22 protein-coding genes are annotated in these 25,153 nt (G+C 68.1%); 11 read left to right on the top strand and 11 right to left on the bottom strand.

The features are described 5' to 3' along the window. The first annotated feature begins 11 nt into the window (after positions 1 to 11). The 5 genes from AWB92_RS07630 (at position 12) to AWB92_RS07650 (ending at position 5,529) form a co-directional block, all read left to right on the top strand. Positions 12 to 632, top strand: coding sequence for a TetR/AcrR family transcriptional regulator (locus AWB92_RS07630; RefSeq protein WP_085184763.1), 621 nt, complete (start codon positions 12 to 14; stop codon positions 630 to 632). 111 nt (positions 633 to 743) lie between these two features. Further along, positions 744 to 1,880 (top strand): phosphotransferase, encoded by a 1,137-nt coding sequence (locus tag AWB92_RS07635; protein ID WP_173817374.1) that lies wholly within the window; start codon positions 744 to 746, stop codon positions 1,878 to 1,880. A 97-nt stretch (positions 1,881 to 1,977) separates the two neighbouring features. Further along, on the top strand, positions 1,978 to 3,738 hold the full coding sequence (locus tag AWB92_RS07640; RefSeq protein WP_085184765.1) for an amidohydrolase family protein: 1,761 nt from the start codon (positions 1,978 to 1,980) through the stop codon (positions 3,736 to 3,738). A gap of 10 nt (positions 3,739 to 3,748) precedes the next feature. After that, positions 3,749 to 5,107 carry an aromatic ring-hydroxylating dioxygenase subunit alpha gene (locus AWB92_RS07645; RefSeq protein ID WP_085184766.1) on the top strand — a complete coding sequence of 453 codons (1,359 nt, stop codon included), beginning with the start codon at positions 3,749 to 3,751 and terminating at the stop codon, positions 5,105 to 5,107. A 41-nt stretch (positions 5,108 to 5,148) separates the two neighbouring features. Continuing rightward, entirely contained in the window at positions 5,149 to 5,529 is a 381-nt protein-coding gene (locus AWB92_RS07650; protein ID WP_239645426.1) for a hypothetical protein, read from the top strand. 114 nt (positions 5,530 to 5,643) lie between these two features. Here the strand turns inward: AWB92_RS07650 and AWB92_RS07655 are convergent, their stop codons facing one another. Together AWB92_RS07655 and AWB92_RS07660 are read right to left on the bottom strand one after the other, a co-directional pair. Beyond that, complete coding sequence (locus AWB92_RS07655; protein WP_085184841.1) at positions 5,644 to 6,306, bottom strand: response regulator transcription factor; 663 nt, start codon at positions 6,304 to 6,306, stop codon at positions 5,644 to 5,646. After that, a complete protein-coding gene (locus AWB92_RS07660; protein ID WP_085184767.1) occupies positions 6,306 to 7,514 on the bottom strand; it encodes a histidine kinase in 1,209 nt (402 codons plus the stop codon). The genes AWB92_RS07655 and AWB92_RS07660 overlap by 1 nt, the downstream gene beginning before the upstream one ends. Before the next feature lie 133 nt (positions 7,515 to 7,647). On the opposite strand from AWB92_RS07660, the gene AWB92_RS07665 reads away from it, so the two are divergent. Together AWB92_RS07665 and AWB92_RS07670 are read left to right on the top strand one after the other, a co-directional pair. Then, positions 7,648 to 8,025, top strand: a complete 378-nt coding sequence (locus AWB92_RS07665) for a hypothetical protein (RefSeq protein WP_085184768.1) — start codon at positions 7,648 to 7,650, stop codon at positions 8,023 to 8,025. Continuing rightward, entirely contained in the window at positions 8,018 to 10,870 is a 2,853-nt protein-coding gene (locus tag AWB92_RS07670; protein WP_085184769.1) for an RND family transporter, read from the top strand. Before AWB92_RS07665 ends, AWB92_RS07670 begins: the two co-directional genes overlap by 8 nt. Positions 10,871 to 10,873: 3 nt before the next feature. On the opposite strand, the gene AWB92_RS07675 is transcribed toward AWB92_RS07670, so the two are convergent. The 4 genes from AWB92_RS07675 to AWB92_RS07690 form a co-directional block, all read right to left on the bottom strand. Beyond that, positions 10,874 to 11,320 (bottom strand): nitroreductase/quinone reductase family protein, encoded by a 447-nt coding sequence (locus tag AWB92_RS07675; protein WP_085184770.1) that lies wholly within the window; start codon positions 11,318 to 11,320, stop codon positions 10,874 to 10,876. A 94-nt stretch (positions 11,321 to 11,414) separates the two neighbouring features. Further along, positions 11,415 to 11,813 (bottom strand): VOC family protein, encoded by a 399-nt coding sequence (locus AWB92_RS07680; protein ID WP_085184842.1) that lies wholly within the window; start codon positions 11,811 to 11,813, stop codon positions 11,415 to 11,417. 4 nt (positions 11,814 to 11,817) lie between these two features. Continuing rightward, on the bottom strand, positions 11,818 to 13,149 hold the full coding sequence (locus tag AWB92_RS07685; RefSeq protein WP_085184771.1) for a HAMP domain-containing sensor histidine kinase: 1,332 nt from the start codon (positions 13,147 to 13,149) through the stop codon (positions 11,818 to 11,820). Between the two features lie 189 nt (positions 13,150 to 13,338). Beyond that, a complete protein-coding gene (locus AWB92_RS07690) occupies positions 13,339 to 14,850 on the bottom strand; it encodes a SulP family inorganic anion transporter (protein WP_241523397.1) in 1,512 nt (503 codons plus the stop codon). A 390-nt stretch (positions 14,851 to 15,240) separates the two neighbouring features. Here AWB92_RS07690 and AWB92_RS07695 point away from each other — a divergent pair, with 390 nt between their 5' ends. Beyond that, positions 15,241 to 15,852 carry a TetR/AcrR family transcriptional regulator gene (locus AWB92_RS07695; RefSeq protein WP_085184773.1) on the top strand — a complete coding sequence of 204 codons (612 nt, stop codon included), beginning with the start codon at positions 15,241 to 15,243 and terminating at the stop codon, positions 15,850 to 15,852. A 27-nt stretch (positions 15,853 to 15,879) separates the two neighbouring features. Further along, positions 15,880 to 17,091 carry an acyl-CoA dehydrogenase family protein gene (locus AWB92_RS07700; protein ID WP_085184774.1) on the top strand — a complete coding sequence of 404 codons (1,212 nt, stop codon included), beginning with the start codon at positions 15,880 to 15,882 and terminating at the stop codon, positions 17,089 to 17,091. Here AWB92_RS07700 and AWB92_RS07705 read toward each other — a convergent pair. The 4 genes from AWB92_RS07705 to AWB92_RS07720 all read right to left on the bottom strand — a co-directional run bounded on the left by AWB92_RS07705 (position 17,088) and on the right by AWB92_RS07720 (position 22,167). Beyond that, positions 17,088 to 18,224 carry an LLM class flavin-dependent oxidoreductase gene (locus AWB92_RS07705; protein ID WP_085184775.1) on the bottom strand — a complete coding sequence of 379 codons (1,137 nt, stop codon included), beginning with the start codon at positions 18,222 to 18,224 and terminating at the stop codon, positions 17,088 to 17,090. The genes AWB92_RS07700 and AWB92_RS07705 overlap by 4 nt on opposite strands. 6 nt (positions 18,225 to 18,230) lie before the next feature. Then, positions 18,231 to 19,613, bottom strand: coding sequence for an NtaA/DmoA family FMN-dependent monooxygenase (locus AWB92_RS07710; protein WP_085184776.1), 1,383 nt, complete (start codon positions 19,611 to 19,613; stop codon positions 18,231 to 18,233). An 18-nt stretch (positions 19,614 to 19,631) separates the two neighbouring features. After that, the gene (locus AWB92_RS07715; RefSeq protein ID WP_085184843.1) at positions 19,632 to 20,798 is read right to left on the bottom strand and encodes an LLM class flavin-dependent oxidoreductase; all 1,167 of its coding nucleotides are present in this window, start codon (positions 20,796 to 20,798) and stop codon (positions 19,632 to 19,634) included. Positions 20,799 to 21,087: 289 nt separating this feature from the next. Beyond that, a complete protein-coding gene (locus tag AWB92_RS07720) occupies positions 21,088 to 22,167 on the bottom strand; it encodes an LLM class flavin-dependent oxidoreductase (protein ID WP_085184777.1) in 1,080 nt (359 codons plus the stop codon). A gap of 88 nt (positions 22,168 to 22,255) precedes the next feature. On the opposite strand from AWB92_RS07720, the gene AWB92_RS07725 reads away from it, so the two are divergent. Both AWB92_RS07725 and AWB92_RS07730 read left to right on the top strand, forming a co-directional pair. After that, positions 22,256 to 23,470: a GNAT family N-acetyltransferase gene (locus AWB92_RS07725; RefSeq protein ID WP_085184778.1), complete on the top strand. Its 1,215-nt coding sequence runs from the start codon at positions 22,256 to 22,258 to the stop codon at positions 23,468 to 23,470. Positions 23,471 to 23,472: 2 nt separating this feature from the next. Continuing rightward, the gene (locus AWB92_RS07730) at positions 23,473 to 24,420 is read left to right on the top strand and encodes an FAD-binding oxidoreductase (RefSeq protein ID WP_085184779.1); all 948 of its coding nucleotides are present in this window, start codon (positions 23,473 to 23,475) and stop codon (positions 24,418 to 24,420) included. On the opposite strand, the gene AWB92_RS07735 is transcribed toward AWB92_RS07730, so the two are convergent. Beyond that, positions 24,417 to 25,127 (bottom strand): ABC transporter permease, encoded by a 711-nt coding sequence (locus AWB92_RS07735; protein ID WP_085184844.1) that lies wholly within the window; start codon positions 25,125 to 25,127, stop codon positions 24,417 to 24,419. The two genes, AWB92_RS07730 and AWB92_RS07735, sit on opposite strands and share 4 nt — an antisense overlap. Between the last annotated feature and the right edge of the window lie 26 nt (positions 25,128 to 25,153).

Below are 25,153 nucleotides of genomic sequence, written 5' to 3' on the forward strand. Positions count from 1 at the left end.
CCATCGTCGAGATGGAACCGAGCCGGTGGTGGGGCGCCGACCGCGCGATCCTCGACGACGAGGAGGCGCGCAGGCGGATCCTCGACGCCGCGGGGCGCTGCATCGTCCGCCGGGGGAACTCTCAGTTCCGGATGGGTGAGGTGGCCGACGAGGCCGGGGTGTCGCGGTCGACGGTGTACCGGTACTTCCCCGGCCGCGACGATGTGTTGCTCGGCCTGATGCTGATGCGGGTCGACAAAGCGCTTGGTGATCTGGTGCGCTCGCTGCCCGCGCCGGACGACCCGGTTCGGTCGGTGCCCGAAATGGTATTGGCGCGGGTCGAGTCGGTGGCCGGCAATCCACTGAACGAGGCGATGTTCGCCGCGGAGAGCACCGCGGTGGCCGCGGCCCTGGAGAAGGGCTCGGAACCCTTCGTGGAGCTGCTGCTGCGGCACTACGAACCCCTGCTGAATCGGTGGAAGCGGTCGGGGCGCCTCTACGACGACCTCGACTTTCGCTCGATCGTCCAGTGGTTGCACACCGCCACGTTGTTTCTGCTGGGGCCGTCGTGGCGGTATCGCCCGGCCGCCGACAAGCGCCAGTTCGTCGAGCAGTTCGTGGTGCGGGCCCTGGTGCCACAAATCAGACAATAATCACGTATTGTCTGATGTCCAGACGTTCGGGTATTTTTGTCTGACGGGACCCCGGGTCGGTTGAGTGACCCCTCCCGCCGGCACGGGGCTCCCGAACCAGAACGGATGCATATGAAAAGCCTTGCGGAACAAGCTTTTTCCCTCGCGGGCTTGGCCGCTCACCTGGGCCAGGGGGTCCGCCGGGTGGCCGCCGACGCCGTGGTGGGGGCCCGGCTGGGGTTGCCCCGGACGGTCGCTGACATCGACGCCCGGGTCCTGTCCAAGCTGATGGGAACCAGCGTTCGGTCGGTCCGCGTGCTCGACCGGGATGCCGGGACCTCGTCGCGAGCCCGGCTCGTGCTGACCGGCAAGAACGTCCCCGAGTCGGTGTTCGTCAAGGTCGCCGCAGAAACCACCGCCACCCGTCTGATGGGCGAGCTCGGCCGCCTCGGACACACCGAGGTGCGCTTTTACAACGAACTGGCGCCGCAGCTGCACGGCGTGCCGTATGCCTACGGCGCCGCGTTCGACACCTGGACGGGCCGTTACCTGCTGGTTCTGGAAGACCTGCCCGCCGGATCGTGCGAATTCCCCGACACCCTGCACCCGCTGTCCCCCGACCGGGCCAGCCTCATCGTCGAATTGCTGGCCGATCTGCACGCCAGCTTCTGGGACCGCCTCCCCCGCGACCGCCGCGGCCCGCTGGGCTGGCTGTACACCCCGTCGGGCGACGTCACGTCGTTGTTGACCGGTTCGCTGATGCACGCCTCGATCAAACGGCTCGCGGGACGCACCGAGATCCCCGTCGAGAACGGCGCTTTCATCGCCGACAACTACCGCGCCGTCGCCGCGCTGATCGACACGCCCCCGCACACCGTCATGCACGGCGACGCCCACCCCGGCAACATGTATTTCGACGGCGGCAAGGCGGGGCTGCTGGACTGGCAGGCGGTGCGGCGCGGACACCCCTCCCGCGAGCTGGCGTACACGCTGATCACCAGCTTGACCCCGGAGGACCGCGTGGCAAACCAACGGGAGCTGCTCGACGACTACCGACGCGCCCTGGCGGCGGCGGGCGGACCGGACCTCGACCGCGAGGAGCTGTGGCGGCGCTACCGGCAGGGTGCGCTGTACGCGTATGTGGCCCCGCTGATCACCGCGGGGATGGGCGGAATGCAGGTCGAAGGCATCGCGATGGAGGGCCTGCGGCGCGGCGTGGCAGCGCTGGACGACCTGGAAACCATTGCGGCACTGAAGAGTTGTCTCTAACCCCAAGTTCGCAGGATTCATTGACTGAAGGTGCCGGGAGGAATATCGTCAGTACTTACGCTACGCGGCGTAGCGTAATGCGGCGGAGAGGCCCCTCATGTTCGATCTCAAGATCACCGGTGGCACTGTCGTCGACGGCACCGGCGCCGACCGCTATCGCGCCGACGTCGGCATCAAGGACGGCGTGATCGTCGACGTCGTCCGCCGCGGTGCCGACGACCCCCCGATGGCCGGTGAGGCCGCCGAAACCATCGACGCGACAGGGCATCTGGTGGCCCCCGGGTTCGTCGACATCCACACCCACTACGACGGCCAGGTGAGCTGGGACGGCCTGCTCGAGCCGTCCAGCGGCCACGGCGTCACGACGATCGTGACCGGCAACTGTGGGGTCGGCTTCGCCCCCGTGCGGCCCGGCAGCGAGCAATGGCTGATCGAGTTGATGGAGGGCGTCGAGGACATCCCCGGCACCGCGCTCACCGAGGGCATCACCTGGGGCTGGGAAACCTACCCCGAGTACCTCGACGCGATCGGCAAGCAGAAGTTCGCGATCGACGTGGGCAGCCAGGTCGCCCACGGCGCCATCCGCGCCTACGCGATGGGCGAGCGGGGCGCCCGCAACGAGCCGGCCACGCCCGACGACATCGCGGCCATGTCGCGGCTGGTCACCGAGGCCATCGAGGCCGGCGCGCTCGGATTTTCGACGTCGCGCACGATGGGCCACCGCGCGATGGACGGCGAGCCGGTACCCGGCACCTTCGCCGCCGAGGAGGAACTGTTCGGCCTGGGCCGCGCCATGGCCGCCGGCGGTCAGGCCGTGTTCGAGCTGGCCCCGCAGGGGGCCGCCGGCGAGGACATCATCGGCCCGAAGAAGGAATTGGACTGGATGCGCCGGCTGAGCGCCGAAATCGACCGCCCGGTGTCGTTCGCCCTCATTCAGGTGGACGCCGACCCGAAGCTGTGGCGCGAGATGCTCGACCTCTCCGCGGATGCGCACGCGGCGGGCGCACGGCTGCACCCGCAGATCGCGGCGCGCCCGTTCGGCATCATGATCGGCTTCCAAGGGCATCACGGCTTCAGCCATCGCCCGACGTATCGCCGGCTCGCGGCCGAATGCAGCCGCGCCGAGCTCGCGCAGCGCCTCGCCGATCCCGCGGTGAAGGCGGCGATCCTTTCCGAGGACGACCTGCCGGTGGACCCGACCCTGCTGTTCGACGGGATGTTCGCCCTGGTGCAGCACTCGCTGCACCGCCTCTACGCGCTGGGCAACCCACCCGACTACGAGCCGACGCCCGACCGCACCGTCGCCGCGATCGCCAAGGAACGCGGCGAGGATCCGCTGGCTACCCTCTACGACCTCATGCTCGAGGCGAACGCGACCAACATGTTGATGCTGCCGCTGTTCAACTACGCCGACGGCAACTGCGACGCGATCCGGGAGATGATGCTGCACCCGGCCGGCGTGTTGGGACTCTCCGACGGCGGCGCGCACTGCGGAATGATCTGTGACGCTTCCTATCCCACCTTCCTGCTGACGCACTGGGCCCGGGACCGCCGGCGGGGCGAGAAGCTGCCGCTCGAGTACGTGATCCGCAAGCAGTCGCGCGACACCGCGCACCTGTTCGGCCTCACCGACCGCGGCACCATCGAGGCCGGCAAGAAGGCCGACATCAACGTGATCGACATGGACGCCCTGCGACTGCACCCGGCGGCGATGGCCTTCGACCTGCCGGCCGGCGGCCATCGGATCCTGCAGGGCGCGAGCGGCTACGCCGCCACGATCGTCAGCGGGACGGTGACCCGCCGCAACGACGTCGACACCGGGGCGCGCCCCGGCCGCCTGGTGCGCGGAGCGCGCTAGGGCTCCGCGCATGAACGCGTCAGTGGGCAACCCCGCTCGAACTCGCCCCAATGCCCAAGAGGACGCGATCGGCACCCCGCCCGCGTGCCCGACCCTGGTGCCGGCCGAGCGCTACTACTCTGCGGCGTTCGCCCAACTCGAGGTCGAACGGATGTGGCCGAAGGTGTGGCAGCTGGCCTGCATGGTCGACCACGTCTCCGAGCCCGGCGACTACTTCGAATACCGCTGCGGGCCCTACGGAGTGCTGATCGTGCGCGGTGACGACGGCGTCCTGCGCGCCTTCCAGAACGCGTGCCGCCATCGCGGCAACTCGCTGTGCGCCGGTTCGGGTTCCGGGCTGCGCGAGCTCAAGTGCGGCTATCACGGCTGGACCTGGGACCTCGCCGGCACGCTGAAGCGGGTGCCCAATCGCAAGGGCTTCGGCTCCCTGCGGATGTCGGACTTCCCGCTGATACCCGCCCGGGTCGACACCTGGGAGGGGCTGGTCTTCGTCAACCTCGATGTCGGCGCGATGCGGCTGCTCGAGTACCTGGAGGCGGTGCCCGACGACATCGCGTGGTGCCACCTGAGCGACTTCCGCTGCTACGCGACGCTGACCATCGACGTCGACGCCAATTGGAAGACGATCGCCGACGGCTACAGCGAGACCTACCACATCCAGACGCTGCATCCCGAGCTGCTGCGCTGCGTCGACGACGTCCATGCGCCCCAACAGATCTGGGGCCACACCGGCAAGTCGGACCAGCCCTACGGCGTGCAGAGCCCGCGCTTCGAGGGCGCGCTGAGTGACGAAGAGGTCTGGGACGCGTACGTCTACACGCAGGGCGCCCTGATGGGCGCAGCCGAGGGCACGCCGTTCCCCGCCGACGAACGCCAGCCAGGGCAGACCGTCCAGGACTTGATCGCCGAGCGCACCCGCGCCTTCGCGGCCAGCCGCGGGGTGGACCTCTCGTGGGCCGACACCGACCGGGTCACCCGGCTGCACCAGTACAACGTGTTTCCCAACATGACGTTTCTCGCCAACGCCGATCACCTGACGCTGATGTGCTCGAGGCCCGGCGCCGATCCCGATCACGGCGAAATGGTCATCTTCTTGATGACCCGGCTGGCACCGGGGGCACCGCGGTGCAAGCCGGCGGACGTCCGAAGCACCGCCGGGGAGGCCGAACCGGGCTTGGTGCTGACCCAGGACATCCGGCTGCTCGCGGGATTACAGCGCGGCCTGCACCAACCCGGGTTCACCCACCTGGCGCTCTCCAGCGAGGAACGGCGCGTCATCAACATGCATCGCAACCTCGAGCGCTACCTGGACCTGCCCGAGTGCGAGCGGATAAGCGGCGGTGAAAAGGTGCCGTCGGAATTCGATTAGACCTCCCGAAATCGGGTAGGCGCGCATTAGACTCCCGGCTTGTGACGAGTCCGTCCGATGCCTGGGGCTACGAACGGCGGCAACTCTTGCATCAGGTACAGATGCGATGTCAGGCACTCGGCCGCAGGCGGGCGCGGCGGCTGTGTCACCACTTCGAGCGCGTCGGGGTCCACACCGCCCCCGAACGGCTGCGCCAGATGGTGGCCGGGGTGCCCGTCGCCGACGACGAAGTGACAGATGTGAATTTCGCGTTGATCGCGATGCAGCTCAATCGTGAGGCCCGGGGCGCGAGGGTCAAGCGCCTCAAGCGCCAGGGCACCCGCTCGCTGCTGTTCATGGGCCTGGTCCTGGTCGTACTCAACTTCCTCTTCTGTATCGCCTACGTCTTGCTGAACCTGGCCCAGCAGGCCACCCCGCTGTGAATTCGGGCTAGTAGGTCGCCGTCACTGCTCGACCGTGCGCCTGGGCGCACGGTCGAAGCCGAATGTGCGGCTGGGCGCACGTTCGCGGGCGCGGTCGCCGCACCTCTTGACGTTTCAGCGCGGGGCGACGATCCCGTTGTCGTAGGCGTAGACGATGGCCGCGGCGCGATCCCGCAGGTCGAGTTTCCCGAAGATCCGGCCGATGTGACTTTTGACGGTGACACCCGAGATGCACAGTTCGTCGGCGATTTCGCTGTTGGACAGTCCCTTCCCGATCAGCGTCAGCACGTCCAACTCGCGCGTGGTGAGCTGGGCGATCTCGTTGCCCCGCCGTTCGCAGGCGTCGGGGGCGGCGGCCCTGCGGTAGGTGGTTAGCACGCGCGAGGTGACCGCGGGATCCAGGTAGCTGTCTCCCCGGGCCACCGTCCGCACGGCGCGGATCAACTCCTCGGCCGACGAGTCCTTGAGCACGAATCCGGCGGCCCCGGCCCGCAGCGCCCCGGACAGCAGGTCGTCCTCGTTGAATGTCGTCAACGCGAGCACCGGCGGGCCGCCGGCCAGCCTTCGCGTCGCCTCGATCCCGTCCACGCGCCGCATCCGCAGGTCCATCACGACGACGTCGGGCCGGTGCGCGGCCACGGCGGCGGGCACCTCGTCCCCGTCGGCGCATTCGGCGACCACGTTGAATCCGTCCTTGCGGCGCAGGATCCGGCGCAACCCGGACCGCACCAAGTCCTGGTCATCGACCAGCAGCACCGCGATCTCGACCTCGTCGATCACAACTTGCACCACGGCGGCCGCCAGCCCGTGTCGCCCGCTTCGAGCGGGATCTCGGCACGCACCGACCACCCGTCGCTCGTCGGGCCGACGTCGATCGCGCCGCCCAGCAGTTCGACGCGCTGGCGCATGCCGCTCACCCCGCGCCCTTCCGCGCACGGGGCCGCGGCCACTGCGGCCGGCAGCCGATTGTCGATGACGAGGCTTGCTGAGACCGCTGAAACGCTCAGCGCCACCGTTGATTTCGAGTCGGGGGCATGTTTGGCGATGTTGGTCAGCGATTCCTGGGCGATGCGATACAGCGCGTGGCCGACGGCCGCCGAGACGCGCGGGGTGGGACCCTCGACGCAAAGTGTAACGGCCAGACCGGCTCGCTCGTAATCCCCGACGAGTAGCCGGATGTCGTCGACGCCGGGCTCGGGCGCGATCTTCATTGGCGAATCGTTGAGCAGCCCGACAGTGCGGCGGATGTCTGCCATCGCCTGCCGGCCCAGCCGCTCGGCCTGTTCGAGCGCCTCCACCGCGTCATCGACGTCGCGATCCTGCTGCAGCGCCCGCCGCGCACCGGTCACGTGCAACAGCGTGATGGACAGCGAGTGGGCGATGACGTCGTGCACTTCTCGGGCGATGCGTCGACGCTCGTCGGCCGCGGCGTGCTCGGCCAGCGCCTCCTGCGCGCGTATCTGCTCGGCCAGCAGCAGCCGTTGGCTGCGCATGATGTAGCCGAGCAGCCAGCCCGCCGCAACGAAACCGAGGTATAGGGCGACCGCGTCCAGGCGGTGAAGCGCGGCCGCCGCGAGCAGCAGCCCGGCCGCCGACGCGGCTGCCAGCAAGCCGCCTGCGATGGAGCTCAAGGTCGCGACGGATAGGACCATGAGCACCAGCAGCGCCGGGGCGAAATCGGCATGAACGGGTGTCGGCGTGCCGAACAGCATGATGGCGGTGGCCGTCGACCAGGTTGCCCACATCAGCAGCGGGCTGAGCTTCATGTTGAAGAAAAAGAACAGCAGCGTCGGTGAGACCGACACCGCGAGCGCCGCCAGCACCACGGGCAGGCCGGCGGTTGGGCGTTGCAGGATCGCGATCACCCAGGCGCCCACCTCGGTGACGTCGACAGCGACAAACGACGTCCAGGTGATACCCAAGGGGATCAGCTCGCTGCGCCGGCGAAGCTGCTCCCGCAAGTAATCCGCGGCGACACGCAACATCGTCCAATCCTAAGAGAGCTCCGCTCCTCGTCACATCATGCCGAGGTCGGCACCCGTCTCCGCCCCTGGTAGGAGGCAAAGACCGAACCTCGGCACGACGCGCGGCGGAGGTCCGCCTTCCTAACGTCGAGGCATGACATGGACACTGCTGCACGACCGGATGGCCTTCATGGCCAACGTGATCAAGGCCGCCGAGACCGATCCCGAGGCGGCCCTGGCGCTGGCCGACGGTTCGTCCGAGGTGTCTCGGCTGTTCGGCGACGAGGAGGGGCTACTGCTTTCGCTGCGGCAGCGCTGGATGACGATGCTCGTCGCCAAGCTGGATCAGGCGGCGCACGACGGCGTTGCGGCCGAACGGGTGCGGGCCGACCTCGCGGCCGCCGAGCCCGGGCTGCACGCCCTGCTGGAGATCGGTTCCCGGCGCTCGCTGCGGGTGCGTTCCCTGTCCGGGGACGAGCGACGAGTCATGGAGTTGCTGGGCGGACCCAGCGATCGGCAGACCGTTGCTTGACGGCACGGGAATGCTCTCGCGCCTTAGCGGCCGATACGCGATCCTGATCGTCGGCCTGTGGGTCCTGGCAGCGGCCGGCGCGAATCTGGCCATCCCACAACTGGAGCGGGTGGTGGACACGCACGCCCGCGCGTTCATGCCCGCCGAGGCGCCGAGCTCCGTCGCCGCGTCCCGCGCCGCCGGGCTGTTCGGCCAAAAGCCAAGCAACAACTTCGTTTATGTTGTGCTGGAACGTGATCAGCGCCTCACGCCGCGCGACCGCCAGTTCTATGATGCGCTGACTGCGGCCCTGTCCGCCGATCGTGGCCACGTGAACGCGTTGACCGACTTGTGGTCGCAGCCCGCCACGGCTGCGGGCGCCGAGAGTTCCGACGGGCGGGCGGTCAGCCTGATGGTGCGGCTCGCCGGAATGCTCGGCACGTCCGCGGCCCGCGATTCGGTGAATGCCGTGCGCGGCGACGTGGCCAAGCTGTCACCGCCGCCGGGCCTGCGCGTCCTCGTCACGGGTCCGGGCGCCACCATCGTCGACGAATTCTCCGCGATCGACCGGCAGATGCTCATGATCACCGCCGCCACGGTCGGGGTCATCCTGCTGTTGCTGCTGTTGGTATACCGATCGCCGATCGCCGCGGCGATTCCCCTGACCTCGGTCGGCATCGCGCTGGCCTTGGCCCGTTCCCTCGCCGCGGCGTTTGGCCAGGCCAATGTCGTTGAGGTGTCGCTGTTCTCGGCGGCGCTCATGGCGGCGATGACGTTGGGCGCGGGCACCGACTACGCGATCTTCCTCATCGGCCGCTACCACGAGGGCCGGCGCCGCGGTATCGCGCCGCCGGAGGCGCTGGCCGAGGCCTACCGGGCCGTCGCGCCGGTGGTCATCGGGTCGGCGCTGACGGTGTCGGTTGCACTCGGATGCCTCGGCTTCGCCAGGGTCGGAATGTTCCGCAGCGCCGGGATACCTTGCGCGATCGGGGTTTTGGTCACCATGGCCGCCGCGCTGACGCTGACGCCGGCGCTCATGGGCCTGGCCCTGCGCGGGGGGTTTCTCGAGCCGCGGCCCTCGACGACGTCGCGGCGCTGGCGGCGCGTGGGAGCAGCGGTGACCCGCTGGCCCGGCCCCATCCTGATCACCGCGGGCGGCTTGACCCTGCTGGCGGCGCTGCCGCTGACGGGCACGCGGATCGGGTGGAACGAACCGGCCGCCACCCCCGCCGGCGCCGAATCCAGCCGCGGCTACGCGGCCAGCGACCGGCACTTTGCGTCGAATTCGCTACTGCCCGAAGTCGTCACCATTCAGGCCGACCACGACCTGCGCACCCCGGCGGGGCTGATCGCGGTCGAACGGATCGCGCGCCAGATCATGGCGATCCCGGGTGTGCGCATGGTGCAGTCCGCGAGCCGCCCCGACGGCAGGGTGCCCGACGAGGCGACGTTGACGTATCAGACCGGAGTGCTCGGCCGTCAGCTCGGGGACACGATCGACTCACTGACCCAACGGCTGAACCGGGTCTCTGAACTCGACAGCGCTCTGGCCCAGACGCAAATCGCGGTGGACAGGCTGGGGGGTGGATTGCGCGGCGGCAGCGCGGGTTTGGCCGACATGTCCGCGGCCGCGGACGACATGCGCAGCGGCATGGACGGCGTCCAGCGTTCCGTCACCACAGTATCGGGTTACCTCGACCCGCTGCGGGATTTCGTCGCTCGCACCCCGGGCTGCGATGCCAACCCGATCTGCTCGACGGTGGACCGTGTGCTCCAGCCCGTCGACAACCTGGTGCAGACCTCGACGCGGCTCGGCGAGGGCGCGGCCAAGCTGACCAGCGGGTCAAGCGCCGCCGCGATGGCCATCTCGGGCTTGCCGCAGACCGTGAGTTCGATGAAAGACGCCCTCGGACAAGCGCGCTCGGCCGCTCACGAGTTGCTGAGCCTGAGCGAGACGATCGGGCCGCAGCTGCACCAGTTGACCGACTACCTGACCGAGATCGCCACCCAATTTCAGGGCAGCGCCGCGTCCGGTTTCTACCTGCCGCAACGCGCGCTGACCGACCCGCGGTACATCGAGGTCCTGCACCAACTGATCTCGGCCGATGGCCGCTCCAGCTACCTGCTGGTCTACGGCGAGGGGAATGAATGGGGCGCCGAGGGCGCGGCGCGGGCGGATCGGGTGCGCACGGCGATCAAGGAGGCCACCAAGGAGGGAACGCTGGCGCCGACGGGCGTCGACCTGGCCGGCGTCGGCCCCGTGACCGCCGATCTGCAGCACTTTGTCGCGCGTGACAGCGCATTGCTCGTGGGTGCGGCGCTGGTCCTCATCTTCCTGATCGTCACGGCGATGCTGCGCAGTCCGGTGGCCGGGCTGGTCGTCGTCGGCACCGTCGTCGCCTCCTACGCGTCGGCGCTGGGCATCAGCGCGCTCATTTGGCAGCGCCTGCTTCATCACGAGTTGCACTGGGCGGTCGCGCCCATCGCCTTCATCGCATTGATCGCCGTCGGCGCGGACTACAACCTGCTGCTGGCGTTGCGGATCAAGCAGGAGGCAACCGCGGGAATCAGAACGGGCATCATCCGCGCGTTCGGTGGCACCGGCGGGGTAGTCACGACCGCGGGCATCGTCTTCGGGCTCACCGTGCTCGCGTTGCTGGGCAGCAGCGTGCTCAGCATTGCGCAGATCGGCACGACCATCGCGATCGGGTTGATGATGGACACGCTGGTCGTGCGGGCGCTCGTTGTCCCGTCCATCGTCGCGCTGCTGGGTAGGTGGTTCTTCTGGCCGCGGGCCGTCCCGCCGCGCGGTCAGGCGGTGATGAAAGCGCCCGAGCGCCAACTGGTTTCGGCAGCAAGCACCTAGCCTTCAGGATGCCGGCGCGGCGTCGAGCCGGAACACCGCACATCGGCCGGCGAGGGCCTCGAACTCGTCGGCGGTGCCATGCTCCACCAGCCCGGAGCGCTTATAGAACCCCACGCCCCGCGGCACCTTTTCGGGAAAAGCGCGCAGCACGGGGCGGGCCTGCTCCTCGGAGAGCTCGGCAAACGCCACACGCTCAGCTTTGCGGCCGCGCATGATGGTTCCGGTACTGGCGGCGCGCGCGTTGCGCACCCAATCGGCCTGCGAATGTCCGACGAGGTAGCGGCTGTCACGAAGCGTGAACGGCGTGACAGGCGTGCTGCGCAGCTGCCCAGATTTGCGGCCCGGCACGGTAAGAACCCGGACTGGTCCGGCGACGATGCCGAGTTTCTGCATCTCCATCATCACCTTGTTCATCGCTTTGAGCCAGGCTGGTGGTTTGGGATCAGTCATCTCGTCCCCCGGTCACTCGTCGGCGAATCGGTGTGGCGGCGCTTCCCCCAGTGATATCAACCTGCCTGATTCATGTCAAGGGCCCTGATACCCATTAGTCGCGGTCGTGGTGGCACACGGCCTCGAGACGCAGACCGAAGGGGTCGTACCAGAAGGTGGCGTAATAGTGGCCGGCGTACTGCGGGAAATGCTGCGGGGGATGGATGACCGTGCCGCCGATCCGAAGGACATGGTCGTGTACGGCGTGCACCGAGGATCTGCGCCACACCATGAACGCCAGGTGCTGCAGACCGGTCCGCTCTGCCGAGTACTCGCCCGGTTGGCCCGACGGGTAGAAGAACAGGTACGTGCCGGGCTTGTTGGCCGCGGGTTTGTAGGCGAATTCGTCGACGGCATCAAGGAAGGGCTCGAATCCGACCAAGGGCATCAACGCGTCGTAGTAGCGCTTCGCAGCCCGGAGGTCCGGCACGTTGACACCGAGGTGGCAGAGCATCGCGTCAGCTGGCCGGCCCGCGCCCGTCACCGGCCAGCCGGAGCAGCAGACGCGTGCCGCCCAATGGACTGGAGTGCAGGGACGCTGTCCCGCCGTGTAGTTCGGCCTGCTGGGCGACGAGGGCCAGTCCGAGACCCGACCCGGAACGGGAAGCGGTAGACCCGCGCGAGAAGCGTTCGAAGACCGCGGTGCGCTCGGACTCGGGCACCCCGGTGCCGTTGTCGTCGATGGCGATTTCCACGCCCTCCCCGGAACTGGTTACGTAGAGCCGGATTTCGGTGGCGCTACCGTGTTTGACGGCGTTGGCGATCGCGTTGTCGATCACCAGCCGTAGCCCCGTTGGCAACCCCACCATCAACACCGTGGGCGACGGCACCAGCGACACCTGCACATCCGGGTACACGCGAAGCGCGTCGTGCGCGGCACGATCCAGAAGCTCCGTGACGTCGAACGGAACAAAGTCGTCGACCGTGGTCAAGTCTCCCTGCGCGAGCCGTTCCAGCGCCGTCAGCGTCGCTTCGATCCGGCTCTGGGTGCGGATGACGTCACCGATCACCTCTTGGCGTTGTTCCCGCGGTATTTCCAAGGTGGACAACACTTCCAGGTTGGTGCGCATGGCGGTCAGCGGGGTGCGCAGCTCGTGCGACGCGACGGCGGCGAAGTCGCGCGCCGACTCCAGCGCCGCCTTGGTGCGCTGTTGCTCGTTGCCGATGCGGGCCAGCATGCCTTCGACGGCTTCGGCGATCTCCACGGCCTCGCGCACGCCCCGAACCTGGACTTCGTCAGGGCTGGATTGGGCGTTGATGGCGCGGGCCTGCTGCGCCAGCAGTAGGAACGGATTGACCATGATCAACGAGATCACCCAGCCGACGAGGATCGTGCCGCCGATGACGCTGCCGCAGATCAGCAACACCCGCATATGCAGTTCGTTGATCCGGTGTTGCGCTTCCGCCAGCGGGGCGGCGAGCGCGATCGAGGCGGGGCCCGCGCTGAAGGTGCGGACGCGGTACTGCACGCCGTTGATGGTGGTGTTGGCGTATCCGTTCGGGAGCTTCGGCAAAACGATATTGCCCGGAACGGACACCGTGACATCCCCGATGCGCGCGGTGCGCACCAGGTTGCCGTCCGGCGTCGGCCGATCGGGATTGGCCAGCTGGCCGCTGTTGATCAGCGTGTTGATGTCTCCCAAACTGCTCACCGAATCCAGCCGGCGGTCGAGCTGGCTGTATTGATCGTTGGTGACGCCGATCCACACCCACGCGCCCAGAAGGACGACCAGCGTGATCACCGACAACGCTGCGACGATGAGGATGGTGCGCAGCGAGAGCACCTTCATCGGCAACCGCAGACGATGAGGCGGAGGCCTATCGGTCGCCATCACTCACACGTCCGCGGCAGCGGCCGAACTTCTCGTGACATCTTGCCTTCCGTCTTGGCCCTGGCTTGACCAACGAGCTCAGGATATAGGCGCGATGTTTGAGGTTAGCGGTTCACACGCGCAGCGCTACGAGCGCCGGCGCAGCGGTCAGCTCCCTTCGGCCGATCCCGTCTTGGGATGGACCAGGGTCAGCTGGGCGCCGCCGCGCTCGACGTTAGCGGCCTCAGCGTCGGACCGACCGGTCCCGTCCGGCTCACTCATGCCGTGGATGCGCACCATGCCGCCGGTATGCCGATGGTGGCGCAGCCAGTCGCTAATCGCCTGGTGCGCGGCGTGATCGAGGTAGTTGGCAGCGACGTTGACGGTCACCTTGGCGCCCGCCGGGACGGACGCCAGCACGCGCGTCAGCCGGGGCAGCGCGAGAAAGGTGCATGCACCCCCGACGTCGATCGTCCATTCGTCGCCCACGCCCGCGGCCTCGACCCTGGCCCGTATCACCCGCCAGCCGGTCAGCGCCACCGCGACCGCAAGGCCGATCATGACGCCGTGCAGCAGATTGAGGAAGACCACCGCGAGCGCGGTGACGATATAGACGGCGAGATCTCCGGTGCGGCGCGCGGTCTCGATATGGGCCGGCTTGAGTAGCTGAATTCCAATGACAATCAGCAGGCCGGCGAGCGCCGCGCTCGGAATCTGCTCGACCAGTTCCGCGAACGGGAGTGTGAACAGCAGGATCCAGACGCCGTGCATGACCGTCGAGGCACGGGATTTTGCGCCCGCGTTGACATTAGCCGCGCTGCGCACAATGACACCGCTGATCGGCAGGCCACCGATCGCGCCCGACACGATGTTCGCGGCGCCCTGTCCGATCAGCTCGCGATCGAAGTCGGTCCGCGTTCCGTTGTGCATTCTGTCGATCGACACTGCGGTCAGCAGGCTCTGAACGCTGGTGACAAGCGCGACCGTCAGTACACCCACCGCGACGGCGCCCCAACCGCCGTCGGGCAGTTCCGGCAGCTGCAGCGCGTCCAACACGGATCCCTCGAGCTCGATCCGCGGGACGTCGAACGAAAAAACCAGCGAAATAACCGTCACGGTAACGATGGCGACGAGCGCGCCGGGTATGCGGGCGACTTTGGCGGGCGCCCACCGCCATCCGATCAGAATCAAAACCACCAGCACGCCCAGGATCACGCCGGGCCGGTGCGCGCCGAGCACCTGGTCCGGTAGGCCAATAACGTTTTGCCAGGCAGTGCTTTTCGATTTTCCGCCCAACAACACATGAACCTGTTGAAGCGCGATGGTGATTCCGATTCCCGCCAGCATCGCGTGCACGACGACCGGTGAAATCGCCAGCGCTGACCGCGCGACGCGGCTCATGCCCAGCAAGACCTGCAGGACGCCGGCGGCGACGGTGATCAAACATGTCACCCCCCAACCGAAGTGGGACACCAGGTCGGCGACGATGACAGTGAGCCCGGCCGCGGGACCGCTCACCTGTAGTGGCGATCCTCCGATCAACCCGGCGACGATCCCACCGACGATCGCGGCGATCAGGCCGGCGAGCACTGGAGCGTTGGATGCGATGGCGATCCCGAGTGACAAGGGCAGAGCGACCAGGAACACGACCAGCGATGCAGGCAGGTCGCTGCGAATCATGGAGCGCAGCTTGTCGTTTCGTTCGCAGCGCAGAACTTGAGGGCGGTCGACGCCTCGCTCCGGGGATTCTCCGACTTGCCGCATTTGCTCACCTTCTCATTGGCTGTTGCCGTGCGCTTCGCATGCTTCGACATCGATGCCGATGTAAAACGTTGGGGCTTAACGGTTTACAAGGCTCGCGGTGTCGTGAATCGGAGGCGAATTCCCTGGCCCCTGTCGTGAAAGGTAATTGGGATGTTGGGAGGCGGGCAACCTGGAGGGCCCGGCGCTTATCGAATGCAAATGTTTTCCATCCATTAAATTGGGCCGCCGCCGAATGCCGCCGGAAGAGATGTGAACTTCGTAACACTGATATGGCCACCGCATAGGTGAGTGAGTACTCTCTCACCTATGCAACCTTCCGGACGCGACCGGCTGCTGGGCGAAGCGCTGCGGCTTTTCGCCGACAAGGGCTACGCCGCGACGTCGGTGGCCGACATCCAGCGGGCGTCGGGTCTGGCGCCGGGGTCGGGCGCGCTGTACAAGCACTTCGGCTCCAAGCGCGAGCTGCTGGAGGCCGCGGTTGCGCACCGGATCGACAGCATCGTGGCCGCCCGGGAGCAGTACGACGCCGGGGAGCCGGCCAGTGTGGAACAGGCGGTGCGCACGGCGGGCCAGCTGATCTGGAGCAACCTCAAGCAGAGCGAGGATCTACTCAAGGTCATGCTGCGCGAGCCAGACGCGCTCGGTGATCTCGACGAGAAGACCTGGCAGGTCATCACCGACAACGCCTATCAGCGGTTCGCCGACGAACTTGCCGCGTTGAATCGCTCCGGCCGCAACGAGATACCCGATCCCGCTGCGACCGCGGCCGTGGCGATCGGGGCGTTGTCCTACGCCGCGACGCTGCAGGCGCTGACCGGGCGCCTGCCCGGCAACATCGCCGAAGACCGCTACATCGAGGCGTGGGTGGACCAGACGCTCAGCGTCCTAAAGCAATATCGCACGCCCAAGAACGACTGACCACCAACCTATTTCAGGAGCAAACCCGTGACATTCTCACTGCAATTGAGCGACGACGTGATCGAGGTGCGCGATTGGGTGCACAAGTTTGCGGCCGAAGTGATCCGCCCCGCCGCGTCGGAATGGGATGAGCGGGAGGAAACCCCGTGGCCCGTGATCCAGGAGGCCGCGAAGGTCGGGCTCTATTCCCCCGACTTCTTCGCGCAGCAGGCGGCCGAGCCGACGGGGCTGGGCTTTCTCACCACGTTCGAGGAGATGTTCTGGGGTGACGCCGGCATCGCGCTGTCCATCCTGGGCACCGGCCTGGCGGCGGCGGCGTTGGCGGGCAACGGAACTCCAGAACAGCTGGGCCGCTGGCTTCCCGAGATGTTCGGTACGCCCGGCGAACCCAAACTCGGCGCGTTCTGCTCCTCGGAGCCCGACGCGGGCTCGGACGTCGGCGCCATCCGCACCCGCGCCCGCTACGACGAGGCGGCCGGCGAATGGGTGCTCAACGGCACCAAGACGTGGGCGACCAACGGCGGCATCGCCAATGTTCACATCGTGGTGGCCTCGGTCTATCCCGAGCTCGGCACCCGCGGCCAGGCCACGTTCGTCATCCCGCCGGACACCCACGGCCTGTCGCAGGGGCAGAAATTCAAAAAGCACGGGATCCGCGCCTCGCATACCGCCGAAGTGGTGCTGGACAACGTCCGGCTGCCCGAGGACGCGATTCTGGGCGGACGGGAGAAGTTCGAGGAGCGCATCGCCCGGGTCAAATCCGGCGCCTCGTCGCGCGGCCAGGCCGCGATGAAGACCTTCGAGCGCACCAGGCCCACAGTCGGTGCGATGGCCGTCGGGGTGGCCCGGGCCGCCTACGAGTACGCCCTCGAATACGCTTGCCAGCGCGAGCAATTCGGGCACAAAATCGGCGAATTCCAGGCGATCGCGTTCAAGCTGGCAGACATGAAGAGCCGCATCGACGCGGCGCGGATGCTGGTGTGGCGGGCCGGCTGGATGGCCCGCAACAACCAGAGCTTCGACTCGGCGGAGGGCTCGATGGCCAAGCTGGTGGCCAGCGAGACCGCGGTCTATGTCACCGACGAGGCCATCCAGATTCTGGGCGGCAACGGGTACACCCGCGACTACCCGGTGGAGCGAATGCACCGCGACGCGAAGATCTTCACCATCTTCGAAGGCACGAGCGAGATTCAGCGCCTGGTCATTTCGCGGGCGCTGACTGGGCTGCAGATTCGCTAGGCGCCTCGGGCGGCCCACTCGTCGGCGAGCAGCTGGTAGGAGCGGAGCCGGTCTTTGTGGTCGTGCGTGATGGTCGTGACGATCAGCTCGTCGGCCTCGGTGGCGTCGCGCAACCGCTCCAATTGGTCGGCGACCTGAACCGCGGATCCAACGAACTGGGTTTCCACCCGATCCGCTACCAGTTCGCGGTCGGCAGCGGTCCAGGTATGGGCGCGCGCCTCGTCCGGGGTGGGGAACGGGATCGCGCCTTCGGCGGTGCGGATGCTACGGACCCACAGGCCGTAACCCGTGGCGAGCTCCCTTGCGGTGGCCTCGTCTTCGGCGACGACGACGTCCGCCGACACCGCGACATACGGCCGGTCGAGCTCGGTCGATGATCTGAACGCGGCCCGGTACGCGTCGGTCGCCTCGAGAACCGCCGCGGGCGCGACGTGATAGTTGGCGGCGAATCGCAGCCCGCGGTGGCCGGCGACGGCGGCGCTTTCCCCGCCGCTGCTGCCGAGGATCCAGACCTTCAGGGCGGCGCCGCCGCCGGGCACGACGTGGGCCTCTTCCCCGTCGTCCGAGCGGTAGGTGTCGGCGATCAGCGCGAGGACATCGTCGACCTGCTCGGTGTAGTTCTGTGACTGGGCCCCGGGCAGTTGCAGCAAGGCTTTGTGCAACGCCAGGCGGGGCGATTTGAACAGTGGGGTGGGATCGAACGGCGCCGGTATCAGCAGTCCGTTCGGTGTGCGTCGATTGATCAACTCGCGCGGTGCTGGAGCGGCCGGCGCCGCGGGTGCCGGCTCGCGCGGTTTGCCGCCGGAGCGACCCAAGCCGAGATCGAATCGGCCGGGATACAACGCGTCCAGCAGACCGAACTCCTCCACGGCCGCCAGCGCCGTGCGGTGCCCCATTTGCACCGCACCCGAACCGAGCCGGATCGTCGAGGTCTCGGCGGCGGTGAGCGCCAACAGCACCGCGGGTGAGGTACCGGCAACGCCCGGGTTGAGATGATGTTCGGCGAACCAATAGCGGGCGTAGCCCAGGGCCTCCGCGTGCTGCACGAGTTCGATGCTGTTGCGCAAAGCTTGCGTCGCAGTCGATCCCGACGAGATCGGGACCAGGTCGAGCACCGCCAGTGGAGTCGTCATGATGACCTACGAGGCCACGCCGCTGGACGCGGCGCGCCGCGGTACGGGCAGCGGCGCGAGCCCGAGATGGTCGCGCAGCGTCGTGCCCTGGTACTCGGTTCGGAACACGCCGCGTTCCTGCAGCAGCGGCACCACCTGGTCGACGAAGGGGTCGAGTCCCCCGGGCGTGATGTGCGGGACCAGGATGAACCCGTCACTGGCGTCGGCCTGAACCAGGTCGTTGATGGCAGCGGCGACGGTCCGCGGGGATCCGACGAAAGATTGCCGTCCGGTCACCTCGATGATGAGTTCGCGAGTGGTCAGGTGCTCCGCCTCCGCCTTGGCCCGCCACTCGTTCGCGATCGCGACGGGGTCCCGGAACATACGCACGCTGGCCCGGCCGCGCGAGATGGTGTTCTCCCCCACGACGGGGTCCACCCTCGGCAGCGGTCCGTCCGGGTCGTGGTCCGACAGGTCTCGGTTCCACAACTGCTCGAGGAACTTGATCGCGGTCTGCGGCGACACCTGGGCGAGCCGTACCTGGTGTGCGATCTCCTCGGCCTCCGCGTCGGTGTCACCGATCACGAAAGTCGCGGCCGGCAGGATGAGCAGCTCGTCGCGACGTCGCCCGTATCGGGCGAGGCGGGCCTTGACGTCGGCATAGAACGCTTGCCCTGCTCCCAATGTGCTGTGACGGGAGAAGATCGCGTCGGCGGCCGAAGCGGCGAACTCGCGACCCTCGTCGGAATCGCCGGCCTGGAATATCACCGGACGACCTTGCGGGCTCCTCGGGACGTTAAATCGACCGTGGATGTCGAAATGCGCGTCTCGGTGGGCGAATGCGCCCGCGTGTGGATCGGACAGAAAGACGCCGGTTTTCTTGTCCGCCACGATTTCGTCGCCGCGCCAGGAATCGAAGAGCTCCAGCGTCGTCTGCAGGAAAGTCTTCGCCCGCTCGTAGCGCTGTTCTTCTGCCAGGAATCCGCCGCGCCGAAAGTTCTCGCCGGTGAACGCATCCCACGAAGTCACGACGTTCCACGCGGCACGGCCACCGGAGAGGTGGTCCAAGGACGCGAACTGCCGGGCCACCTCGTAGGGCTCGTTGAAGGTGGAGTTGATCGTGCCGGTCAGTCCGATCCGGTCAGTCACCGCCGCGAGCGCGGCCAACACGGTGAAGGTGTCGGGTCGCCCGACGACGTCCAGGTCGTAGATCTGGCCGTTCTGCTCGCGCAACCGCAGGCCTTCGGCCAGGAACAAGAAATCGAACTTGCCGCGCTCCGCCGCCTGAGCAAACCGCGCGAACGAGCTGAATTCGATATGGCTGCCGGCCGCCGGGTCGCTCCACACGGTGGTGTTGTTCACCCCCGGAAAGTGCGCGGCCAGGTGAATTTGCTTGATCGGCTTGGTCATCGGTGATCCTCGAGTGCGTCAGGCGACGGCGTAGCGGTTGGCGGGGCGGCCCAGCCCGAGTAAGCCCCGCAGCGTGTCGGCCTCGTAGGCCGTGCGAAACAGGCCCCGTCGGCGCAACTCGGGCACCAGGCCGTCGGTGATCTGAACAAGGTCGTGCGGCAGCGCGGCGGGGCGCAGACGAAATCCAGAGAGTCCGGCGGCGTGCCACTCCCCCAGCACGTCGGCGAGCTCCGGTGGCGTCCCAGCGAATACCTTTGCATCGCTGCGGTATTCGGCGCCGATAACCTCATCGAGCCGACGCCGCCGCGCCCGTGCCGCCTCCGCGCTGTGATCGGAGAAGACGACCAGATCGGCGAATACGTGCACCCCGTCACCACGTCGACCGATGGCCCCTTGCCGCGTGGAGACGTCAGCGGCGATCTCGGCCGCCTGCGTGGCGTCGTGTGGTGTGACGAATCCGACGTCGGCGCTGCCGGCGATCAGGTCGTAGGACGCTCCGCCGTGGCCCAGGGCCGCGACGATTGGTTGGCCCTGGGGCGGGCGGGGCGTGATCGAAGGCCCTTTGACCGAAAACCATCGCCCCTCGAAGTCGATGTAGTGCAGCTTCTGCCTGTCGATGAAGCGTCCGGTGCCTACATCGCGGATCTCGGCGTCGTCCTCCCAGCTGTCCCACAAACGACGCAGTACCTCAACGTAATCCGCCGCCTCGGCGAAGTGGTCGGCGATCTCGGCGGGCAGCTCGCGGCGCCCGAAGTGGGCTGCCGCGTCGGCCCGCGGCGAGACCTGGACCCGGACGCCGGCCCGGCCGGTGCTGACGTAGTCAAGGGTGGCAATCGACTTCGACAGGTGGAATGGCTCTGTGTGGGTGACGACCGCCGTCGGCACCAGCCCGATGTGCTGGGTGCGGGGTGCAATCCGCGCTGCGATGAGCACCGCGTCCAGCCGGCCACGAACGCGGTCGATTCGGTCGTCGGGCTCGAAGGGGTCGTCGGATTGGATCGCCAGGGAATCCTCGATGGTCACGAAGTCCAGGGATCCGCGCTCGGCCTCGGCGACCAGATCGGCCCAATAGGCGGCGTCGAACAGCTCGTCCGGTCGGGCGTCGGGTTCGCGCCATGCGCCCGGGTGCCACCCGGCGCCGTCCAGCGCCACGGCTAGGTGGATGGGGCTGGACAAACCAGGCATCACACGACCTGCCTTCCTCACGGATATCACCACTTTGCCGACTGGCTTCGACGAAGCCGACTCCGCGGTGGCCGCTACGGCCGGAGCGCAACGACTGCTGGAATAACCGTTCGGCGGTGCAGTGGATTCCGCTCGAGCGTGGCGTCTAGGCGGCTGACGACCCGGTTCGGGCGTTACGGCTGCGGAACTCGTGGGTTTCCGGCCGCGCTCAACGCCCAGCTCCGAGCCGTGCGGGCTGCTTTCCGACGGATGGCGGAGCCGCTGAAATCATCGCGATTGCAACCCGCGCCTACCGGGCCAGCAGCGGCAGCACGCCCTCGGCGAACCAGTACGCCTCTTCGAGGTGGGGGTAGCCGGAGAGGATGAACTCGTCGAAGCCCAGCGAGTGGTACTCGGAGATCAGGTTCGCGACCTCCCGGTGGCTGCCGACCAGCGCCGTGCCCGCGCCGCCACGGACCAGGCCGACTCCGGCCCACAGATTCGGGTAGATCTCGAGCTTGTCGACCCGGCCGCCGTGCAGGGCCGTCATCCTGCGCTGTCCCTCGGATTCCGATTTGGCATGCAGCGCTGTGGCTTTGGCGATCTCCTCGTCTGTCAGGTCGGCAAGCATCTCGTTCGCGACGGCCCAGGCCGCCGCCGAGGTGTCGCGGCTGATGGTGTGCAATCGAATGCCGAATCGAACTTTGCGGCCAACGGCGACGGCCTGCTCGCGCACGCGCTCGATCTTGGCTGCGGCGGCGCCCGGAGGCTCACCCCAGGTGAGGTATACGTCGGCATACTCGGCAGCAATTGGCAGCGCCGCCGCCGAGGATCCACCAAAGTAGATCTCCGGCACGGGATTCGGCGGCGCAGACACCCTGGCGTCGGCGACGGTGTAGTACTGGCCGGTGAAATCCACCGACTCCTGTGTCCACACCGAGGTGACGATCTGCAGGAATTCGGCGGTGCGCGCGTAGCGCTCGTCGTGGCCGAGCCAGTCGCCGAAGCGGCGTTGTTCGGCGTCGTCGCCGCCGCTGACGACGTTGAGCAGCACCCGGCCCTCGGAAAATCGTTGCAGCGTCGCGGTCTGCTGCGCGGCCAGGGTGGGGGGCACCAGCCCAGGCCGGAATGCGACCAGAAACTTGAGCTTCTCGGTCTCCGCCAGCAACGCGGCAGAGGTCAGCCACGCGTCTTCGCACCAAGTCCCGGTGGGTGTCAGCACGCCCTCAAAACCCAGCCGGTCGGCGGCGCGAGCCACTTCCGCCAGGTAGCGGCGGCTGGGGGGACGGAACCCGTTTGGAATGGCTCGGTTGGACGACGCGTGCGACCCGCCGACGATCGAACGGCTGTCACCGGTGGTGGGCAGAAACCAGAAGAAGCGCGGAGTCATACGCCACCGACGCTAGGGGCGGCACGGGCGAGCGTGCAAGTTGCGAGGCGCCCGCGGTGCCGCGGCAGGCGCCCGACATGATGACGGGATGACCACGGACATTCGCGTTCTCGACAGCGAGGACGACCTCATCGCCGCGGCGAACGTGTTTCGCGCCGCCATGGTGGGGTTTCCACCGCTCAACCTGGGAGCCGGTCAAATCGCCCGCCTGCTCGAACCGGGCCGCACGATCGGGGCGTTTATCGGAGGGCAACTCGTCGGCACCGCCGACGCGGTGACGAGCCGTCTCACGCTTCCCGGCGGCGCGATCGTGGGCCATGCCGCCGTGACCCACATCGGGGTGCTGCCGTCGTTCACCCGAAAAGGCATCGCCACCGAGCTGATACATCATCAGCTGCGCGACGTCGCCGCGCGGGGTGAGGCGGTCGCGACACTGCGCGCCTCGGAGGCGACCATCTACGAGCGGTATGGCTACGGTGTGGCGAGTTCGTCGCAGACGGTCGAGGTCCAGACCGCTCGGGCGGCGCTGCGCCCCGGGGTGGCCGCCGGCGGTCCGGTGCGGCTGGTGGAGGTGGGCGAGGCGTGGGACGTCCTGCCCCGGATCTATGACGACAATCGTCCGTCGCGTCCGGGGACCATTGACCGCCCCGAGGTGTGGTGGCAGGGCGTGCGGATGCGCACCGAATCCTCGCCGGGCCCTTCGTATGTCGCGGTGCACGGCGAGCCTGGCTCGGAGTCCGGGTTCGCGCGCTACCGACCCGTCGACACCGAGGTGTGGTTCATCAGCGACCAGCGGACCATCGCGGTCGAGGACTTCTTCGCGCCCACCGAAGAGGCTTACACCGGGCTGCTGCGTTTCCTGCTCGGGCTCGACCTCATCGACCGCGTGGTGTTCTGGATGCTGCCCGCCGACGACCCGCTGCCGTGGCTGCTCGTCGATCGGCGAGCCGCGAGGGTCACCGCGGTGCACGACGAGACGTGGCTGCGCGTCGTCGACGCGCGAAAGACGTTGGCGGAGCGCAGATACGTCGGGAATGGGGAAATCACTATCGCGGTCGACGACCCCCTGTTGCCGGGCAATTCGGCCAGCTTCACGGTCACCGCCGCCGGCGCGGAACCGACGGACCGACCGGCCCAGTTGCACACTGGAGTCGAAGCGCTCGGCGCCACGCTGCTCGGTGGCGCGACTTGGCGCGGCCTGGCGGCCGCCGGGCTGGCCCGCGCCGATGACCCGCAAGTGCTCGCCATTGCCGATCGGCTGTTTGCGGTGCCCGACGCCCCGCACGCCGGGTTTTACTTCTAGCGATGATCGTCATCGTCGGAGCGGGAATATGCGGGCTGGCGGCCGCCTACGAGCTGTCCCGGCGCGGGGAAAACGCGGTCGTGTTCGAGCGCGGTGCGCCGTTCGCCGAACAATCCGCGGGACTGGCGCGGATCTTCCGCATCGCGCATCGGCGCCACGAGTTGTGCAGGCTCGCCCTGCGGGCCCGCGACGGCTGGCAGCGCTGGGAGGCTGAGCTCGGCACCGGACGCCTGCTGGGCACGGAGGGCTTTATCGCCGCCGACGCCGACCCGGACATTGCGGCCGCAATGGACGATGCGGGCGCCGCTTACTTCCGGCTTGACCGGTCCGAAATCACCGCGCGAATCCCGTTTCTGGCCGCGCCGTGGGAAAACGGGGTGTTCGATCCGCAGGGCGGGAGCCTTCGGATCCGCCGCGCGCTCGGCGCCCTGGCGCGGCGCGCCACCATTGAGCGCGGCCAGGTCGTCTCGGTCGATGACGACGGCGCGACCACGCTTTCGGACGGCACCTTCGTCCGCGCGGACCGCGTGCTGATCTGCGCGGGTGTCGAGACGCCGACCCTGTTCGGTCCGCTGGGCGTCGAATTCGCCCCGCACACCCGATTCACCTACGAGGGCGCCGAAGCGGCCGGCGCCGCATGCCTTTCCGCGCCCGAGGGATACGGGTTGCCATTGGGCAGCACGGGACGCTGGGCGTTCGGGCAGGAGGTGCCCGACCCCGCGACGGTGCGCGCGCTGTTTCCGTCCCTGTCGCCGGTGGACCAAGTGGACTGCGTCACGCTTCGCGCCCCGTGGCTGGACTCGGGTGGCGACGGCTGGACGGTGGCCCGCCGAGGCCGCATCGTCACGTTCGTCGGCAGCAACCTGATGAAGTTCGGCCCGCTGCTCGGCGAATTGCTGGCCCACGCCGTGCTGAACGACGAGCCGCCGAGCGAGCTCATCCTGGGCTAGTTGCGCCGCCTGACCATTCGGCGCTCGAGCGTGCCCAGTGCGGCGTCACTGAGTTTGCCCAATCCGGCGAGCAGGACGATCGCCAGCAGCATCACATCCGTGCGCCCGGTGTTCTGGCTGTCGATGAGCAGGAAACCGAGCCCCTTCGACGAGGCGATCAGCTCCGCCGCCACCAGAAACAGCCACGCATTCGCCAGGCCCAACCGAAGGCCGTTGACCAGCCCGGGGGCCGCCGCCGGCAGCATGACGGTCGCCAGCAACGAGGCGCCGTGCCGACCGTAGGCGCGGCCCACCTCCAGAAGCTGCGGGTCGACATGCGCGAGTGCCGACGCCGTCGTCGTGTAGACGGGGAAGAACGCACCGATGGCGACGAGCAGCACCTTCGGCGTCTCGTCGATCCCAAACCACAAGAGCAGCAACGGCACCCACGCCAACGAGGGCACCGTGCGAAGCGCCGCCACCGTGGGCGCCAGCAGGCTGCGCGCGGCACCCGACAGACCGATGAGAGAACCCAGCGCGAGCGCGGCCGCGGCACCGGCCAGGTAGCCGAGCACCACCCGCACCAGGCTGGCTTGCAGGTGCGTCCACAATTCGCCGTGGCGGAGCAGCCCGTCGAGGGCGGCCACCACATCGCCGGGGGGCGGCAACTGACTGGCCGAGAAAAGTCCCGCGGCAGTGACCAGTTGCCATGTCGCCAGCAGCAGCAGCGGAACGACGAGTGCCGCTGCCGGTG

Source organism: Mycobacterium sp. IEC1808, from assembly GCF_002101935.1.
GTDB lineage: Bacteria > Actinomycetota > Actinomycetes > Mycobacteriales > Mycobacteriaceae > Mycobacterium.